The sequence below is a fragment of the Bacteroides sp. 1001136B_160425_E2 genome, assembly GCF_015559655.1.
Taxonomy (GTDB): Bacteria; Bacteroidota; Bacteroidia; order Bacteroidales; family Bacteroidaceae; genus Bacteroides; species Bacteroides luhongzhouii.
This window is the reverse complement of record NZ_JADMQH010000013.1, coordinates 16,507-31,545: the sequence shown is the minus strand read 5'-3', so window position 1 is coordinate 31,545 and position 15,039 is coordinate 16,507. Positions and strand designations below refer to the sequence as shown.

Genomic DNA, 15,039 nt, shown 5'->3' with positions numbered 1-15,039 from the left:
ATAGAAAGTATAATTACAACGAAAATGAAAATCAATAAAACAAATGCCGCGCGGCTGTTAGATAAGGCTAAGATAGCCTATGAATTGATTCCCTACGAAGTGGATGAAAACGACTTGAGTGCTGTTCATGTAGCAGCAGATTTAGGAGAAAACATTGAGCAAGTGTTTAAGACTCTTGTTCTGCACGGTGATAAAAGCGGATATTTTGTCTGTGTCATTCCAGGAGAACATGAAGTTGACTTGAAACTGGCAGCTAAAGCTTCAGGTAATAAGAAGTGCGATTTGATTCCCGTAAAAGAACTTCTGCCACTTACCGGATATATCCGGGGAGGTTGTTCGCCTATCGGCATGAAGAAACATTTTCCTACTTATATCCATGAAACCAGCCGGCAGTTTCCGTATATTTATGTAAGTGCCGGAGTGAGGGGGCTTCAGATAAAAATAGCTCCGGAAGATTTGATTCGTGAATCCAGGGCAGAAATTTGTCGTTTATTTGAGGAGTAGTTTAACAAATCATTGTGCAAAAACTCAAGAAAAAGTATATATTTGCAAGAAATATTTATTTAAATCAATCATTTATTAATTCTAAAAACTTATATCTATGTTCAGTAAACACCCTAAAGGTCTGATTGCTGCTGCTTTAGCTAATATGGGAGAGCGTTTTGGCTTCTATATTATGATGGCGATTTTGACATTGTTTATTTCAGCGAAATTTGGATTGTCCGAGACAACTACCGGATACATTTATTCCGCGTTTTATGCTTCCATTTATATTTTAGCTTTGGCGGGAGGTGTTATTGCTGATAAGACGAAAAATTTCAAAGGCACTATTTTAGTAGGGCTGATATTAATGGCTATCGGTTATTTAATTATTGCCATTCCTACTCCGACTCCTGTTCCTAGTATGGCTCTTTATCTGGGATTAACCTGTTTCGGACTTTTGGTGATTGCTTTTGGTAATGGTTTATTTAAAGGAAATCTGCAGGCTTTGGTAGGTCAGATGTACGATGATCCTAAATATTCCAATCTTCGTGATGCCGGTTTCCAGATATTTTATATGTTTATCAATATTGGAGCTGTTTTTGCGCCGTTTATTGCTATTGGTGTGCGCAACTGGTGGTTGAAGGTGAACAACTTTGATTATGATGCTACTTTACCTGAATTGTGCCATCAATATTTAGAAAAAGGAAATGATATGGCTCCACAGGCAATGGAGAATCTGACAACTTTGGCTAAGAGTGCTGTTCTTGACGGAACTCCTGTAGCAGATATGGGTGTGTTTGTTAATAACTACCTTGATGTGTTTAACCGTGGTTTTCAGTATGCTTTTATGGCTGCTATTGGTGCTATGCTTGTTTCGCTCATTATTTATATGGCAAATAAGAAACGTTTCCCGGATCCTGCGACTAAATTGGAAACTAGTAAAGGCACTGCGACTGTGAATAAGGAAGAAATCCAAATGAGCGCTACTGAAATCAAACAACGTATCTATGCTTTGTTTGCAGTATTTGGTATTGTTATTTTCTTCTGGTTGTCCTTCCATCAGAATGGTTATTCTTTGACTTATTTTGCCCGTGACTATGTGGATTTGAGTGTTATTAATATCGACTTAGGTTTTACGCAGATCAAGGGAGCTGAAATATTCCAGAGTGTTAATCCGTTCTTCGTTGTATTCCTGACTCCATTTATCATGTGGATGTTTGGCTCAATGAAAAAGAATGGTAAAGAACCTTCTACCCCGATGAAGATTGCCATTGGTATGGGTATTGCTGCATTGGCATATGTATTCTTGATGGTATTCTCTTTTACATTGCCTTCGAAAGAGGTGTTGGGCACTATGAGCGCTGCTGAAATAAATGCTATTCGTGTGACTCCGTGGATTATGATCGGTTTGTATTTCATCCTTACAGTTGCCGAATTGTTCATTTCTCCTCTAGGATTATCGTTTGTATCTAAGGTGGCTCCTCCGCATTTGCAGGGATTAATGCAAGGTTGTTGGTTGGCTGCAACAGCTGTGGGTAATTCACTGCTGTTTATCGGTGGTATTCTGTATACAACTGTTCCTATCTGGGCTTGCTGGTTAGTATTTGTAGGTGCAACAGGTGCTTCTATGATTGTAATGCTTTCAATGGTAAAATGGTTGGAACGCGTAGCGAAGTAGAATCCCGTCATTGACTAAATAACAAAATGCCCCGGAACAAGCATCGTAAATGTTTCGGGGCATTTTTATTTATTAAATATCCAATCCCATAATATAATCATTCATATAATACCCATTGCCAATCGGGAAATCACCTTCCCGTAACTTTCTCATTCCCATGTATTCGTAAAACTGCAAGGCTTTATTATTACGATTCACGTTAAGTTCCATCAGACAAGGTTCCGGATGCATCCCTTTGATACACTTGATTGCTTCCTTAAATAAGAAACTGCCACAATGCGCACCCTGAAAGCGGGGGAGAACATAGATTTTCTGAAGATGGAATACATCTTTTCCCTGTTGCTGTACAGAGACGTATCCGCATGGCTCATCCTCTTTGTAGGCGATGGAATACACATGTCCTTCTTCCTCCATTTGCTTGCGCACATTGGAAGGAGCATACATCCAGTCCATCATATAATCCAGTTGTTCAGGAGATAAAATATCCTTGTAGGTGGCGGGGAATACCTCCTTTGCCATCATATGAATAAGCTCGCAATCGGCTACCGTTGCTTTTCGAATTGTAAACATACGTATTTTCTATTTTATGGTTTAACGGGCACAAATATAGCCATTATTTCTTTTTATAATAAGGTGGGCCCTCTCTAATGTTTTAATTATTATTAATTTATAGTACTTTGTAATGCAAGGTACTTGAGTAATGCATATATTTGTGCCATCTAAAAGAAGTGAATAATGAAAGTAGACAATGTAAAATCACAGATGAGGAAAGGCATGCTTGAATATTGCATCATGCTTTTACTGCACAAGGAGCCTGCTTATGCTTCTGATATTATTCAGAAATTGAAAGAAGCCCAGCTGATCGTAGTGGAAGGCACCTTGTATCCGTTGCTGACCCGTCTGAAAAATGACGACCTGTTAAGTTATGAGTGGGTGGAATCTACCCAGGGGCCTCCCCGCAAATACTATAAACTCACTGAACAAGGAGAAATCTTTTTGGGAGAACTGGAAATTTCCTGGAAAGAACTTAACGACACAGTGAATCATATAGCCAATAGATAATCCGAAAAAGAAGAAATAAAAATGAAAAAGACATTGACCATAAATTTAGGAGGAATAGTTTATCATATAGATGACGATGCCTACCGACTGTTAGACAATTATCTGTCTAATTTGAAACATTACTTTCGTAAACAGGAGGGTGCGGAAGAGATCGTAAACGATATTGAGATGCGTATTGCCGAACTGTTTGCCGAGAAAGTAACTGAAGGAAAACAGGTCATCACAGTTTCGGATGTAGAAGAAATCATCGCCCGCGTAGGCAAACCGGAAGATTTTGGTATTGCTGACGAGGATACAGATTCACAGAAAAGAACGGAACAAGCATCGTCCGCTAATCAAAGTAATGCGCAAACCTCTGCTCAACGTCGCTGGTTCCGTGATCCGGATAATAAATTGTTGGGTGGTGTGGCAGCAGGACTGGCTGCCTACTTCGGTTGGGACATCACATTGGTGCGTATCCTGATGATTATCCTGGTGTTTGTGCCTTATTGTCCGATGATTATCCTTTATATTATCGGATGGCTCGTTATTCCGGAAGCCCGTACGGCCGCAGAAAAGTTGAGTATGCGTGGAGAAGCGGTAACTATTGAGAATATTGGCAAAACAGTGACAGACGGTTTCGAACGGGTAGCAGATGGGGTTAATAATTATGTGAACTCAGGCAAACCTCGTACCTTTATTCAAAAGATAGGCGATGTATTTGTTTCTATTGCAGCCGTTCTTTTTAAGATATTTCTGGTAGCTCTTGTCATTCTCTGTTGCCCTGTCTTGTTCGTATTGGCTGTCGTATTGGTAGCGTTGGTATTTGCGGCAATTGCCGTGGCAGTCAGTGGAGGAGCTTTACTTTGTGAGTTGTTGCCTGCCATCGACTGGATGCCGGTTGTTTCCGTCTCTCCTATGATGACATTATTGGGTACGATTGCCGGAGTTGCCCTCATTGGTATTCCATTAGGAGCTTTCTTGTATACTATCTTGCGCCAGCTATTCCATTGGTCACCAATGGGAACAGGTTTGAAATGGTCGTTACTGATTTTATGGATATTGGGTGCGGTCATTATGGTCATTAATCTTTCTGCTCTTGGCTGGCAACTGCCTTTATATGGGCTGCACTGCTGTTAACTAAGCCTCATTCTATTAAAAAAGGATAATATTTATTCTTTTATAAATAAATGTACCCCGATAGTGTGTCCGGGGTACATTTTTTGTTTCCTCTTATTCATCGTAAATCGAGAATTTTTATGTAAGTTTGTAAATACGTATTCAGGAAATAAAGATGGGTGAACATATATGTTTTAGGAGAAACGAACGTTTAGCGACAGTCAATCCTTATTGGAGAGGAAATCCGATGGTGCGCGGACGTTTTTTTAACAGGCAGCATCGCTTCCGTCCAGGGATGGGCAGTGTGCTGAAATGGCGTCTTTCGCCCAATCCTCAACGCAAAGAGAAGAAAACGGTGAAATGGGATCCGAAAGTTTGTTATCTCCGCTCATTGGATGCGGTGGTAGGAGATTCCCTGATATGGCTCGGGCATAATTCGTTCTTTCTTCAATTGGCAGGTAAGCGAATCATGTTCGATCCGGTGTTCGGCAGTATTCCTTTTGTGAAGAGACAGAGCGAATTTCCAGCTAATCCTGACATATTTACGGAGATTGATTATCTACTTGTCAGCCATGACCATTTTGACCATTTGGATAAACAGAGTATAGCCCGCTTATTGAAGAATAACCCGCAAATGAAGCTTTTCTGCGGCTTGGGAACCGGTGAACTGATTCAGGGATGGTTCCCCGAAATGAAAGTGATTGAAGCCGGATGGTATCAACAGATGGAAGATGAGGGATTGAAGATCACGTTTCTGCCGGCACAACACTGGAGCAAACGATCCGTACGTGATGGCGGTCAGCGACTGTGGGGAGCTTTTATGCTGCAAGGAAATGGGATTTCTCTTTATTATAGTGGTGATACGGGGTATTCCAGTCACTTTCGTGAGATTCCCGATCTGTTCGGAGCACCGGATTACGCTTTGTTAGGTATCGGGGCATACAAACCTCGCTGGTTTATGCGCCCCAATCATATATCGCCTTACGAATCATTGATTGCCGCCGAAGAAATGCATGCAGGCCTTACCATTCCCATGCATTATGGCACATTCGACTTGTCTGACGAGCCTTTGCACGATCCTCCGAAGGTTTTTGCGGAAGAGTCAAAGAAACGGAAGATTCCTGTGGAGATCCCCTATTTGGGTGAGATTGTGAAATTGAATAAACAGAAATAATTAGAAACGAATAAAGAGATGAAGAAATTAGAAGTAAAAGACTTGAAAGAAAACTTTTTCGAAGCGATTGGAAAAGAGTGGATGCTGGTTACGGCCGGAACAAAAGAGAAGTTTAATACGATGACAGCAAGTTGGGGTGGTATCGGCTGGCTTTGGAACAAGCCTGTTGCTTTCGTTTTTATCCGTCCCGAACGGTATACGTATGAATTTGTAGAGAAGAACGATCACCTGACTCTTTCCTTCTTAGGGGAAGAAAATAAGAAGATTCACGCTGTTTGTGGTTCCAAGTCGGGACGCAATATCGATAAAGTAAAAGAGACCGGACTGAAACCGGTGTTTACAGAAAATGGCAATGTGTTGTTCGAGCAGGCACGCTTAAGCCTGGAATGTAAGAAGCTTTATGCTGACGGTATCAAACCGGAATGTTTCCTGGATAAGGAATCATGGGAGAAGTGGTACGGTGGTGCTCATGGAGGTTTCCACAAGATGTATATTGTAGAAATTGAAAATATTTATTCGGAGTAAGATTTAGCCGATTTATGATGAATGTAATGGAGAAGGCTCTGTTCTCAATCTACTTGAGTTCAGAGCCTTCCTTTATTTTACTTTATTGATAAGTAATTAAGCACAGATTACTTCTTTCCTTTCACCCATTTGTCCAACCATTCGAAGAATGTGCGTTGCCATAGAACCCCATTCTGTGGCTTCAATACCCAGTGGTTTTCATCCGGATAAATCAGCAACTCTGCAGGAACACCACGCATCACGGCAGCATCGAAAGCAGCCATTGCCTGATTAGCCAGAATACGATAGTCTTTCTCTCCATGAATACAGAGAATAGGAGTATCCCATTTCTCTACGAATAGGTGAGGAGAGTTGGCAAACGTACGTTGTGCCACCGGGTTTTGTTTTTCCCAGTATGCGCCTCCCATATCCCAGTTGGCAAACCATTTCTCTTCAGTTTCCAGATATTGCATTTCCATATTGAAGATTCCATCATGGGCAATGAATGCTTTGAATCGTTGTTCATGATGTCCCGCCAACCAGTATACGGAGAATCCTCCGAAGCTGGCACCTACACATCCCAAGCGATCTTTGTCTACATACGGTTCTTTTGCCATTTCATCAATAGCAGTGAAATAATCCTTCATACACTGGCCACCGTAGTCACCACTGATCTGTTCGTTCCATTCCACACCAAATCCCGGTAAGCCACGACGGTTCGGAGCAACAATGATATAATCATTGGCAGCCATAATCTGGAAGTTCCAGCGATAAGACCAGAACTGGCTTACCGGACTTTGCGGACCTCCTTCACAGAACAGCAAAGTCGGATATTTCTTGTTCGGATCAAACTGAGGAGGATAAATCACCCATGTCAACATCTGTTTGCCATCTGTTGTTTTCATCCAGCGACCTTCCACTTTACCCATTTCCAGCTGGTCATAGATTTGCTTGTTTTCCTGCGTCAGTTGAGTAGTAGAGCCATCCAGTGCCACAGTGTAGATTTCATCACCCATGCTCATAGAATGACGTTTGGCGATCAGTTTATCCCCGAAAAGAGCTACACCTTCGTAGTCGTACATTCCTGAAGTGATTGCCTTTACCGAATCATTGGCCAAATCCAGCGCATAAATCTGCGATTCTCCGTGCCATACACCGGTGAAATAAATCATCTTTGCATCTGCTCCCCAAACAAAAGCGTCCACATTCGATTCGAATGCTTTGCTTACGAAACGTTTCTCTCCGGTTTCCAGGTTCATAATGAACAGACGGTTTAGATCAGCTTCATATCCGTCACGTTCCATGCTCTGCCAGGCAATATATTTGCCGTCCGGTGAATATTGAGGATTGGTATCGTATCCTTTGTTTTCTTCCGTAATATTTTCCGTTTTTTGGGTGTTCAGGTCATAAACGTAAATATCGGAGTTGGTAGAAATCGCGTATTCCAGTCCTGTCTTTTTACGACAAGTGTAAGCCACTTTGTCCGAAGTCGTATTCCAGGCAAGTTGTTCAATGCCACCCCAGGGTTTCATCGGACTTTCATACGGTTCTCCGTTCAGGATATCTACGATATTGGAGATACCGTTACCGTCGAAGTCAGCAACAAAAGGATGTGGAGCTGTCGTCACCCATTCATCCCAATGTTTGTACATCAGGTCGGTCACGATGATACCTGTAGCTTTCGGCAGGTCCGGATATTTCTCAGCAGTGCTTTCTTTCGTCTTTACTTGTGAAATAAACAGCAGCTTTTTGCCATCCGGTGAAATGGAATAACCTTCGATGTCCCCGTCGTAGTTGGTCAATTGCTTGCGTCCACTACCGTCCGGATTCATTTCATAGAGTTGGCTACTTCCGTTGTCATTACTTAAGAATGCAAGTTTGGTGCCTCCTTTAATCCATGTCACTTCATTTTCCTGATACGGGGTATGAGTGATTTGCTGGTTTTCGCTTCCATCCGCGTTCATCACGAAAACTTCGCGGTTACTCTTGTTTTCCGGTACGCTGTAATACGCTACCGTATACGCAATTTTCTTTCCGTCGGGCGATACGGCGAATCCGCCGATACGTCCCATAGCCCAAAGTGCTTCGGGAGTCATGCGCTTCCCTTCGATCTTAATATCCGATTTCTCGATAAGCACCTGATCTGTCTTGCCTGCGTCTTTGGTTCCTCCGCAGGCAGCTAACAACACTGCTGCTGACATCATAAATAAATTAGCTTGTCTCATATTTTAAAATGATTGTTTAGTAACTTTTTTGTTAGAATAGCCGGACAAATATACGATAATAAAACGATTTTACTTATCTTTGTTCATTATAAAATATCCAATATTGAATCATGAATGTATATAAACCGGAAATAGCGGAACTTTTATTGCTGGTCGAAAAGAAATATGGAAAATCTTTGCGGACGACTACCGATTTTGAGGAGTTTTCTTTTTATTTGCAGAATCACTCATGGGGGAGAATTTCGACTTCTACACTGAAACGTTTGTGGGGGTATGTAAATGATATGCATACACCACGTATACATACACTTGATTTATTATCCCGCTTCATTGGTTTTGATTTATTCAGTACTTTTTGTAGTTACTTGAAGAGTAGCAGTGCATACAATTCTTCATTTTTCTCTGCCTGTCAGGTGATGGCAAGCGAGCTTGCTCCTGGGGCGGAAGTTGAAATCGGATGGTCGCCTAATCGTTATCTGCGTCTGCTTTATAAAGGAAAGGCTTTGTTCGAAGTGTGTGAGGCGCGTCAGTCTAAGTTGCAAAAAGGAGATTGTTTCGAGACTTCCTTTTTCTTGAAAGGGCAACCTTTGTTTTTGCCATACATTTTACGTGATGGAATTCGTACTTCGCCATTTATTGCGGGGCGGAACGGTGGTCTTACTTTACTGAACTGCATTAGCAATGAATGACGATTCTTTTACTTCCGGTTTTATAGGGGAAACAACGCCTCCTGTTGATGTGGCTTTTACTGATATTCAGGAAATATATGTCTCCCGTTCGGGATGGAATCGCTTGTTCCGTTGTCATCGGCATGGTAAGTTGCATGTGTTGAAAGCTTTACAGCCGGTGTATAAAGGAACGGCTTTTTACGAACAGGCTCTTAAAAAAGAATTCAATATTGGCTATCAATTAGAACATCCTCATATCTGTCGTACATTGGGATGGGAGAGTGTACCGTCTATAGGATGCTGCATCCTGTTGGAATATGTTGATGGAGTCACTTTGAAAGAGTTTATGCAGCAAGGCAAGCTGACTCGCTCGGTGGCGATTAAGATTATCAACGAACTGTGCAGTGCCTTGCAATATATCCATAGCAAGCAGATTGTCCACCGTGATTTAAAGCCGGACAATATTCTGATTACACACAATGGTAACAATGTGAAACTGATTGATTTCAGCCTTTCCGATTGTGATGATTACGATGTGTTGAAGCTTCCTGCCGGCACACGTTATTATCTTGCTCCCGAGGTGTTGCAACCGGATGTGCCGTTGGATTTGCGTGCTGATATTTATTCTCTTGGGGTAATTATAGGTGAGATGGCTACTGCATTGAAAGACAAACATCTGGCAGCTGTTTCGCGCAAGTGTACCCGCCGGAAGCGGGAGAAGCGTTATGCGTCTGTTGTGGAGGTGGCCGACGCCGTTATTGTGCCTCGCAGGAAAAGATTTTATGCGGGGATGGTTGCTGCAGTGTTGGCAGGGGCAGTCTGTGTAGGTGTTTATGTTGTTGCAGGTGACCTGTTACCGGGCTCTTTCTCTTCTTCTCCCTCTTTTTATCCTGTTTACGGAAATCAGGTTTGTAGCGAGAATTGCTTTCGCCTGCTTGCATCTGAACGGATGCGAATGATACATGCTGTCGATTCATTAGCGGACGAACGTAATTGGAAGGCAGATAGCCTGCAATTGATGCAGCAATTGAAAGCTGCGCTGGATGCTGAATATCCATTGCCCGAGTTGCGAGAGTCTGCAGCTTATAAGTGCCGGTGGGAAGGGCTGCAACAAGAGGCGGAACGCCAGTTAAAGCAGATTAAGTCGCTGGTCCGACAACGTTAAGATCCCATACAAAAGAACGTTTCATGTGCGGGGAACTGGTGTTTCATCAGTAGGGAACAACAGTGCCATCAGGGGAAACTGATGTGGTGTGCAAGGGTGACATTCATTTACTTGTAGCTTTGATAATTTCAATGTGTTGAAACAGTTTCCATGTAGAGTGGTTTCTGTATATCGGCAAGCTCTCCGCAGGGACATGTAGGATACAGTCGGCAAAGATGTTTCCTGTTCCGCTGAACGTGTTCGATTGGCAGACGGGAGGAATGACTGCATTTACGTATAAATGCTGGAGCGGGCATCCGTCGAAACAATAATCCGAGAGAGTTTCACAGGCACTACCCAGTGTGACAGTCGTGAGATTTTGGCATTGCTGGAATATCCCGAGCGACACACTTCGCAATCCGTCCGGCAGTACGATCGATTCAATTTCGGAAGCATAGAAAGCCAGCTTTCCGATACTTGTAACTGAACCGGGCAATATGATAGACCGGATTTTGCATTTTTGTAATGCGTATTCTCCGATACTCTTCAGAGTGGGAGAGAGACGTAGCTCATCTTTCTCCATTCCTTCGGGAAACCACACAAGTGCTTCACCGTTTTTGCTGTACACCACCCCGTCTATGCTGCTATATTCAGAATTTCCTGTAATCACGGACAGGTGTTCGAGATGGCGGCATCCGCTGGAAGGAGTCAGTTCCTTTGTACTTCCCGGAATGGAAAGTGCTGTCAGTGACGTGCAGTTGCGGAAGGCATTCTGTTCAATCACCAACGTATTTTCCGGAAGTTTGATTTCCGTCAGTATATCCAGTTCACCGAACATTCCGTTGCCGATCGTATGTTCTGTTGTATACCGCGATTCATCGTAAGACAATCCGCCTGCGATGATGAGTGCATCCGTCAAATCCAACTTCTGCAACTGTCCCTGTGTCTGGTTGCCATGTATGTCTTTTCCACACATTTCTCGGATGAATCGGAGGTCTGTCCCGTTCAGCGGACCTGTGATACTCAGTTGTGTGTAGTCGTCTTTGCCGTCCTCTCCGATAATTTCGGGCAGCATGCCTGCATTGATGAGGTTTACTGCATCACTGGTGCAAAAATGGTATGGTTCGCTGTAAGTTCTTCCATTTCTATTTTCGGCAAAAGCCTTCACTGTATATTGGGTGTACTTTTTCAAGTGGTTGATGTGAAGTCGCCATTGATTGTCGGTTGTCAGGAATGCGTTTGTTTCCAGCTCTTGTCCATCGGCGGAAACATAACGGAAGCCGCAGGATGTCACAGGGTCGCCGCCGTCGTCCGTGACAGCACATAACAGAATGATACTGATGGGGCCTTGTCCCAGAAAGGTGATGGGTTCTATCCGGGGACGTTCGTTGGGAAAAGTGGTGAAATGATAGGTGGGACTTTGCCGCATATACATTTCGTTTCCTGCTTCCAGACAGTAATAATAGGTGGTTCCCGGTGTCAGGTTTTGTAGTTCGGTAGTGACAAGACCATTTGGCTGGAAATATTCTTCACTTTTTGCCATATCCGGTGAAGTGCCGTAGCGGAAACGGTAACGGTCGGTATGGCTATGGGGCGGGACATTCACTGTACCGGTGAGACGGGCGCTTGTGCGGGTGATGTCCTGTGCTTCGTGCAGGATGATTTCCGGTGCCGGATTATTAGGGCGGTTCTCGTCACTGCATCCTGTTGAGAGCAGGCAACAAGCGAAGAGAGTCAGGAAACAAATGATTCTTGTATGCATATTTCAATCGGTATGTCTTTTGTGCAATTCTACATTCTTACTAAAGAAGGCGGTCATAAACGAATACCCAGTCCGAGGTTCACCATCCAGTATCTCCCGCCTGTGGTGATGGCGCCGGCGGAAAAGGCAAGCCTTTGTAGTCGGAGCATGACACCTGCTTCAGCGGTGAGTCCTTGGGATGAATAATCGCTGTTGCGCAGGTGAGTTCCTTCGTCCGTTTGCCAGACAACAGTGCGTGCTCCGTAGCCGATACCTTCATAAAGGCAGAAGTTACCGACGATGTGATGTATCCCTCCTGCGGTGAGTGCGTAGTATGACCTTTCGCTCTTTCCGGTGTAGTAGGGTGGAAGTACGCTGCCGGGTAGTAGTCCGTTCTTGTCACATTCTTGTCCGTTGGTATCGGGGGTGGTGCGGAAGTCGCTCAATGCATGCAGGTATATTCCATGCCGCCGCATCCAGGCAAGACGTATACCGCTTGTCGCTTCCTGACGATGAAGTCCGATGCTCGGCATAATCAACCATGTGGCTTTCTCTTTCGGTCGTCGGGGACGTCGCCATTCAGGTACGGGAAGCTGTTGCACAGTCAGTTTGTACGTGCGCGGATAACTGACGGCGGTGTTCTCCATCGGGGGGATTCTTCTCCGGGGCATGGTGGCAGGAGCATTCAGCACCAGTTCGTAGGTCAGGCGCGACTCTAAAGGAGAAGGGAAGCGATAATCACGGAGCACTCCCCATTGCGGGTGCTTGATAGTAATTTGCGTAGTGCCGTGTGGGACGTATATCCACGTCTCTCCGACATCATTTTTCCTTTTCACCACTCCCAGGGGAGTGGAGAACGCGAAATCGCGGCTACCCACTATTTTGATGAGTGCACAGGCTTCATCGTTCAGGTCCTTCACAGGCTGAATATAAGCACTGATATCATTGGGCAGTTGCCGGAAACTTTGTACGGAAAACTGTTGTGCGTGCATAGCTGAAAAGATAAGAAGCACGACGGCTGTTAACACGTACCTTTTCGCATTCGACAGTTTTTTTCCTGTGTCGGGAGTTAATATAGAAACGTTCATTGCAGATTGAAATTACGTATGTTGAAAATCTCTTCTTCCGGCAGTGGCGTCCGGTCGTCTAGCATACGGGGTTGCCACGTGCGTACATGGATTAACGGGGTGGCTTCATCTCTGAAGTCCCACAGCAAGAACAGATAACCGTCGTCCGAATAGAGATCGGAGCTGTATTTTTGGCGTAGCGTGACTCCGTATAACCCCTCTTGTGTGGGGTGCCGCATTATTTTGAAGTCACTGAACTGCAGATTGATTTCTTTGTTCTGTTTGAACAATACTTTCAGGCGTTCCAGATAGGTATGTTTGCTTTTGATGTTATATTCCACTTGGTGTTGTGGCAGGTATTTCCCGTCTGTCCGGGGAGTACTGCGGATGACTTTGCCGACGATAATCAGTGCTTCTTCGCTGAACAGTTGCGTCAGGAAGTCGATATCCTTGGTGGTGTACGATGTGCGCAGATGTTCCACATAGTTGAGTATCACTTGTCTGTTTTCCGCATCCGTTTCGGCTAGTTTTCCGGATAGTATTTTCCTTGCTTCGGCATAGAACGGATTTTGTTTTCCGATGTTCTTCCATTCATCACTGCTGATGATGCAGGTGGTGTGTGGGTTTCCTGCGGATGGCTCGTTGCTTTGGGAGTTCTTTTCCGATGACGAAGTCATAGTTGATGGTGAAGAGGAAATCATTGCTGATGATGGAGCGGAAACAGTTTCCGTTTTTTCCGATCTATTCACAGAACTGTTTTCTTCGTTTTTTGTCTTTGTATTTCTTCGGACGAAGACTTGTGGGACAAGTTGTAATGCGGAAGGATCTTCAGCGATACAGTGGTATGTCCGGTTGTCGGCAGGCTTTCCTTGTCGGTTCATCCATCGGCATTGAGTTCCGGAACGGACGATGGCAAGTTCCGAAGGGTAGAAAATTGATATTCGTTCGTAGCTCTTTTTTGCTTCTCCTAAACTGTTCCCTTCGAAGTCGGTGAGCTGCCATTCGTTGCCGATGCGTAGACACACGCGGTCGTTGCCAACGATGAATCCTTCTTCGTATGTGGGAGCAATTAGCAATTTCCCTTCGCGGTCGATGAGCCCTGCGCCGTGGTCGGTATGGATAATGGCGGCATTGTGACGGAAGCGAAAGGCTTCGCGGATGCTGTCCGGCAGGAAGATTCCTTCCTTTCCTGTGGTGCTTAGATAGCAACATTGCCCGCTTTGACAGTTATTGTATTTTATCAGTCCGCATGCCGGTTGTGGGTCAAGTAGGGCAGGCGTATCTTGAATTTGAATGCGTACGTTTCCGGACAGGTCGATAAGTTGGTAGCTGGTCTCACCCTTATCATTCGTGTTGCCTGTCAGTGCCAAGCCTTCGTGGAAGTCATACGCTTGATCATATATGGGTGGGATGAGGATGTTCCCTCGAGTATCCATATAGCCGTACTTCCCTTTTCGGGTGCAGAACAAAGCTCTGCCTTCGGCAAAGTTATGTGCCAATACGATGTCGTAATGCAGGCTTATTCCTATATTGTTGATGCTTTGTCCTTTCCGGTCGATGATGAGGATAGGGGAGTCTGGAAACTCCTGTGCCAGTGTGACGTCTTCAAAGAAATGTCCGATTTGCGCAAATCGCCTTGCACTGGTGGGGTGTGTCGGATGTTTTAATTCGTAGAGTTGATAATATCCTTTTTCGTCCGGCAGACTGAACATTCCATTGACCACTGCTGACGGTTGGCGAGTGAAGCTTCCGGAAGGGATTTCAATCTTTCCGCTGGTGGAGATAAGTCCCCAGTTGTCTCCTTCGTTTTCCTGAAAAGGCAGTGCGTTGATTTCTATACTGTCCGATTTGCATCCGGTATATAACACTGCAAACAGGCTTGAAAGAAGGATAGAAGTGACAATATACTTCAGTTTGTCGTTCATTGATAGTTAACTTTTAAAACCCCTGTTGCAAATATAAACATATTACAAGAAAATTCACCACAGATTGCACAGATTTCCACAGATTAATCTATATTCCACATGATTGGAGGGAAAAGCCGATAGTAACTAAATACTCCTCCTTCAAGAAGGAGGAGTATTTGTAGAGGGAGGTGGTAAGTGAATACATAAATTTATATACAATTGTGAACCAGTTAATTGCCGTGTTTATCACTCTGCCCTCCAGCCCCCCTTCTTTTTGGAAGAAGGGGA

Annotated in this window: 13 protein-coding genes; 8 read left to right on the top strand and 5 right to left on the bottom strand. The window is 44.2% G+C overall.

Annotated elements, in window-relative coordinates; translation table 11 throughout:
- Positions 1 to 24 precede the first annotated feature (24 nt).
- Positions 25 to 504, top strand: a complete 480-nt coding sequence (gene ybaK, locus I2I04_RS14130) for a Cys-tRNA(Pro) deacylase (RefSeq protein ID WP_143259767.1) — start codon at positions 25 to 27, stop codon at positions 502 to 504.
- 97 nt (positions 505 to 601) lie between these two features.
- Positions 602 to 2,161 (top strand): peptide MFS transporter, encoded by a 1,560-nt coding sequence (locus I2I04_RS14125; RefSeq protein WP_143259766.1) that lies wholly within the window; start codon positions 602 to 604, stop codon positions 2,159 to 2,161.
- Between the two features lie 72 nt (positions 2,162 to 2,233).
- Here I2I04_RS14125 and I2I04_RS14120 read toward each other — a convergent pair whose 3' ends face one another.
- Positions 2,234 to 2,731, bottom strand: a complete 498-nt coding sequence (locus tag I2I04_RS14120) for a GNAT family N-acetyltransferase (protein WP_004312714.1) — start codon at positions 2,729 to 2,731, stop codon at positions 2,234 to 2,236.
- A gap of 165 nt (positions 2,732 to 2,896) precedes the next feature.
- Between I2I04_RS14120 and I2I04_RS14115 the strand changes: the two genes are divergently transcribed.
- The 4 genes from I2I04_RS14115 to I2I04_RS14100 all read left to right on the top strand — a co-directional run bounded on the left by I2I04_RS14115 (position 2,897) and on the right by I2I04_RS14100 (position 6,020).
- On the top strand, positions 2,897 to 3,223 hold the full coding sequence (locus tag I2I04_RS14115) for a PadR family transcriptional regulator (RefSeq protein ID WP_195471020.1): 327 nt from the start codon (positions 2,897 to 2,899) through the stop codon (positions 3,221 to 3,223).
- Positions 3,224 to 3,244: 21 nt separating this feature from the next.
- Positions 3,245 to 4,342: a PspC domain-containing protein gene (locus I2I04_RS14110; protein ID WP_143259764.1), complete on the top strand. Its 1,098-nt coding sequence runs from the start codon at positions 3,245 to 3,247 to the stop codon at positions 4,340 to 4,342.
- A 154-nt stretch (positions 4,343 to 4,496) separates the two neighbouring features.
- Entirely contained in the window at positions 4,497 to 5,495 is a 999-nt protein-coding gene (locus I2I04_RS14105) for an MBL fold metallo-hydrolase (RefSeq protein WP_143259762.1), read from the top strand.
- A gap of 18 nt (positions 5,496 to 5,513) precedes the next feature.
- Positions 5,514 to 6,020: a flavin reductase family protein gene (locus tag I2I04_RS14100; RefSeq protein WP_195471022.1), complete on the top strand. Its 507-nt coding sequence runs from the start codon at positions 5,514 to 5,516 to the stop codon at positions 6,018 to 6,020.
- Positions 6,021 to 6,127: 107 nt separating this feature from the next.
- Here I2I04_RS14100 and I2I04_RS14095 read toward each other — a convergent pair whose 3' ends face one another.
- Positions 6,128 to 8,224 (bottom strand): alpha/beta hydrolase family protein, encoded by a 2,097-nt coding sequence (locus I2I04_RS14095; protein ID WP_195655299.1) that lies wholly within the window; start codon positions 8,222 to 8,224, stop codon positions 6,128 to 6,130.
- Positions 8,225 to 8,334: 110 nt separating this feature from the next.
- On the opposite strand from I2I04_RS14095, the gene I2I04_RS14090 reads away from it, so the two are divergent.
- Together I2I04_RS14090 and I2I04_RS14085 are read left to right on the top strand one after the other, a co-directional pair.
- The gene (locus tag I2I04_RS14090) at positions 8,335 to 8,913 is read left to right on the top strand and encodes a hypothetical protein (protein WP_143259758.1); all 579 of its coding nucleotides are present in this window, start codon (positions 8,335 to 8,337) and stop codon (positions 8,911 to 8,913) included.
- On the top strand, positions 8,906 to 10,057 hold the full coding sequence (locus I2I04_RS14085) for a serine/threonine protein kinase (RefSeq protein ID WP_195655298.1): 1,152 nt from the start codon (positions 8,906 to 8,908) through the stop codon (positions 10,055 to 10,057). The genes I2I04_RS14090 and I2I04_RS14085 overlap by 8 nt, the downstream gene beginning before the upstream one ends.
- A 103-nt stretch (positions 10,058 to 10,160) precedes the next feature.
- On the opposite strand, the gene I2I04_RS14080 is transcribed toward I2I04_RS14085, so the two are convergent.
- Genes I2I04_RS14080 through I2I04_RS14070 form a run of 3 tightly spaced genes read right to left on the bottom strand, consistent with a single transcriptional unit; the run spans position 10,161 to position 14,769 of the window.
- Complete coding sequence (locus I2I04_RS14080) at positions 10,161 to 11,798, bottom strand: leucine-rich repeat protein (RefSeq protein ID WP_195655297.1); 1,638 nt, start codon at positions 11,796 to 11,798, stop codon at positions 10,161 to 10,163.
- 53 nt (positions 11,799 to 11,851) lie between these two features.
- Positions 11,852 to 12,865 (bottom strand): hypothetical protein, encoded by a 1,014-nt coding sequence (locus tag I2I04_RS14075; protein WP_195655296.1) that lies wholly within the window; start codon positions 12,863 to 12,865, stop codon positions 11,852 to 11,854.
- Positions 12,862 to 14,769, bottom strand: coding sequence for a WG repeat-containing protein (locus I2I04_RS14070; protein WP_195655295.1), 1,908 nt, complete (start codon positions 14,767 to 14,769; stop codon positions 12,862 to 12,864). Before I2I04_RS14070 ends, I2I04_RS14075 begins: the two co-directional genes overlap by 4 nt.
- Between the last annotated feature and the right edge of the window lie 270 nt (positions 14,770 to 15,039).

Coding starts and splice junctions, on each gene's coding strand:
- I2I04_RS14095 (WP_195655299.1), bottom strand. CDS start 8,224: ATGAGACAAGCTAATTTATTTATGATGTCAGCAGCAGTGTTGTTAGCT.
- I2I04_RS14115 (WP_195471020.1), top strand. CDS start 2,897: ATGAAAGTAGACAATGTAAAATCACAGATGAGGAAAGGCATGCTTGAA.
- I2I04_RS14090 (WP_143259758.1), top strand. CDS start 8,335: ATGAATGTATATAAACCGGAAATAGCGGAACTTTTATTGCTGGTCGAA.
- I2I04_RS14080 (WP_195655297.1), bottom strand. CDS start 11,798: ATGCATACAAGAATCATTTGTTTCCTGACTCTCTTCGCTTGTTGCCTG.
- I2I04_RS14110 (WP_143259764.1), top strand. CDS start 3,245: ATGAAAAAGACATTGACCATAAATTTAGGAGGAATAGTTTATCATATA.
- I2I04_RS14120 (WP_004312714.1), bottom strand. CDS start 2,731: ATGTTTACAATTCGAAAAGCAACGGTAGCCGATTGCGAGCTTATTCAT.
- I2I04_RS14100 (WP_195471022.1), top strand. CDS start 5,514: ATGAAGAAATTAGAAGTAAAAGACTTGAAAGAAAACTTTTTCGAAGCG.
- I2I04_RS14125 (WP_143259766.1), top strand. CDS start 602: ATGTTCAGTAAACACCCTAAAGGTCTGATTGCTGCTGCTTTAGCTAAT.
- I2I04_RS14070 (WP_195655295.1), bottom strand. CDS start 14,769: ATGAACGACAAACTGAAGTATATTGTCACTTCTATCCTTCTTTCAAGC.
- ybaK (WP_143259767.1), top strand. CDS start 25: ATGAAAATCAATAAAACAAATGCCGCGCGGCTGTTAGATAAGGCTAAG.
- I2I04_RS14085 (WP_195655298.1), top strand. CDS start 8,906: ATGAATGACGATTCTTTTACTTCCGGTTTTATAGGGGAAACAACGCCT.
- I2I04_RS14075 (WP_195655296.1), bottom strand. CDS start 12,865: ATGAACGTTTCTATATTAACTCCCGACACAGGAAAAAAACTGTCGAAT.
- I2I04_RS14105 (WP_143259762.1), top strand. CDS start 4,497: ATGGGTGAACATATATGTTTTAGGAGAAACGAACGTTTAGCGACAGTC.